This is a genomic window from Mesorhizobium sp. P5_C1, assembly GCF_054049815.1.
The window spans coordinates 1-2,468 of sequence record NZ_JBFULQ010000690.1; the positions used below are offsets into that span (position 1 = coordinate 1).

The 2,468-nt window shown below is 63.8% G+C and carries 2 protein-coding genes; one reads left to right on the plus strand and one right to left on the minus strand.

Going from position 1 to position 2,468, the window contains the following annotated elements:
• Window positions 1–1,808, plus strand: a 1,808-nt coding sequence (locus tag ACXJ7R_RS29975; protein WP_457154981.1) for a phosphate acyltransferase, incomplete at its 5' end; no start/stop codon positions are given.
• On the opposite strand, the gene ACXJ7R_RS29980 is transcribed toward ACXJ7R_RS29975, so the two are convergent.
• The gene (locus ACXJ7R_RS29980) at window positions 1,809–2,429 is read right to left on the minus strand and encodes a DUF1287 domain-containing protein (RefSeq protein ID WP_457154982.1); all 621 of its coding nucleotides are present in this window, start codon (window positions 2,427–2,429) and stop codon (window positions 1,809–1,811) included. It lies immediately after the preceding gene.
• Window positions 2,430–2,468: the final 39 nt, after the last annotated feature.

The window sequence follows — 2,468 nt, forward strand, 5'->3', positions numbered from 1 at the left end:
GCACAGCCATCATCGTCGCCGCCGCCGTACTCAACGGGCTGGAATTTGCCGGCAAGACCATCTCCGACATCAAGATCGTCACGTCGGGCGCAGGTGYGGCCGCCCTTGCCTGCCTCAATCTGTTGGTCTCGCTTGGCGCACGGGTGGAAAACATCTGGGTCACTGACCGTTTCGGCGTCGCCTACAAGGGCCGCGTCGACGAGATGGACCGCTGGAAAGACCCCTATGTGAAGGACACCGACGCGCGCACGCTGGCTGACGTGATCCCCGGCGCCGACGTCTTCCTCGGTCTGTCGGCCGCAGGTGTGCTGAAGCCGGAACTGCTGCAGCACATGGCGCCGAAACCGCTGATCCTGGCGCTGGCCAACCCCAATCCGGAGATCATGCCGGAGGCGGCGCGCGCCGCCCGTCCCGATGCGATGATCTGCACCGGCAGGTCGGATTTTCCCAATCAGGTCAACAACGTCCTGTGTTTTCCCTACATTTTTCGCGGTGCGCTCGACTGCGGCGCCAGCGCCATCAACGAGGAGATGAAGATGGCGGCGGTCCGGGCGATTGCGGCGCTAGCCCGCGAGGAACCGTCCGATGTCGCGGCCCGCGCCTATTCCGGTGAGACGCCAATCTTCGGGCCAGACTTCCTGATCCCCTCGCCCTTCGATCCGCGCCTGATCCTGCGCATAGCCCCGGCCGTCGCCAAGGCAGCCTGCGACACTGGCGTCGCGACAAGGCCGATCACCGATTTCGCAGCCTATATCGACAAGCTCAACCGCTTCGTCTTCCGCTCCGGACTGGTGATGAAGCCGGTGTTCTCGTCCGCCAAGGCATCGACCGCCAAGCGCGTCATCTATGCCGATGGCGAGGACGAGCGCGTGCTGCGCGCCGCCCAGGTGGTGCTCGAGGAAGGCATCGCCGAACCGATCCTGATCGGCCGCCCGCACGTCATCGAAGTGCGCCTGAAACGCTATGGCCTGCGAATCAAGCCCGGTGTCGACTTCGGCCTGATCAATCCGGAGGACGATCCGCGCTATCGCAACTATGTCGACCTCTTGATCGAGCTCGCCGGCCGGCGCGGCGTGACGACGGAAGCCGCCCGCACGATGGTGCGTACCGACAACACGGTGATCGCCGCACTGGCGCTGAAGCGTGGCGATGCCGATGCCATGGTCTGCGGCCTCGAAGGACGCTTCGAGCGGCACCTGCGCAACGTCACCCTGATCATCGGCCCCCGCCTCGGCATCAAGGATCACGACCTGTCGACGCTTTCGATGCTGATCTCGCAGCGCGGCATCATCTTCCTGACCGACACGCATGTCTCGGTCGACCCGACCGCCGAGGAAATCGCCGAGATGACCGTGCTGGCGGCGGAAGAAATCCAGCGCTTCGGCATCGAGCCGAAGGCAGCGCTCCTGTCGCATTCGGATTTCGGCTCGCGCGATTCGCCGAGCGCGCTCAAGATGCGGCAAGCGGCGGCGATCCTGGCGCGCATCGCCCCCGAACTGGAGTGCGACGGCGAGATGCACGCGGACACGGCTTTGTCCGAGCATCTGCGCCAGCGCGTTTATCCTCATTCCAGGCTGAAGGGCGAAGCCAATCTGCTGGTGTTCCCCAACCTCGATTCGGCCAACATCACGCTGTCCGCGCTCAGGACCATGATGGACGCGCTGCATGTCGGGCCGATTCTGCTCGGCACCGACATGCCGGCGCATATATTGACGCCGTCGGTCACCTCGCGCGGCGTCGTCAACATGACAGCGCTTGCCGTGGTCGAAGCCGCTCACAAGGCACAGGCGGTCGTCAATCTAGGCTGATCAGGCCGGCGCAAAGCGGAAATGCCCGGTCTGATTAAAGGCGAACAACGTGTCGTCCTCGTGGGCACCTTGGCCGATATTGTGGATGACCAGCGCCCTTTCCGGCACTTCCGTCGAACGATTTGATGAGACGATGGCGATATGCGGCAGGTTGCCGGGCAGCATCTGAGTAACGAGGTCGCCCGGTTGAAAGTCGACGGGATCCTGGCTGACCGGCATGGAAACACCACGCCGTCCAAAAAAGACGGCAAGGTTCTGCACCCGGCGATGGTCGATGTTGCGGTCGGGCGCTTTCAGGCCCCAAATCTTCGGATAGGCCGCGAAATCAGCCAACATATCCTCATGCACCAACCTTTGGAGATCGAGCTCGAAGGCGCGGCGATAGGCGCGAACCACGACATCGGTACACACACCCCGCTCCGGCGCGACATCGCCACCCGGATAGGTCAAGCGCATATAGGTTGGGTCATAGAGGATGGTGACACCGATCTGCTCACGCGCGGCGTCGACCAATCGACTGCGCCAGTCCGGCGCATCGGGCTCCTCCTGCGCCATGGCAGCGGGCGGCGCCAGGCACAAGAGAGCGAGTTGTAGCGCGGTTCGACGGGTAATCGCGGTCATGCCAAGCCTCCGGGTCGCGCTGGATTCGGGCATTTTTTC

Bases quoted from the DNA above. Each gene is read 5' to 3' on its own strand.
- ACXJ7R_RS29980 (WP_457154982.1), bottom strand. From the start codon at position 2,429: ATGACCGCGATTACCCGTCGAACCGCGCTACAACTCGCTCTCTTGTGC.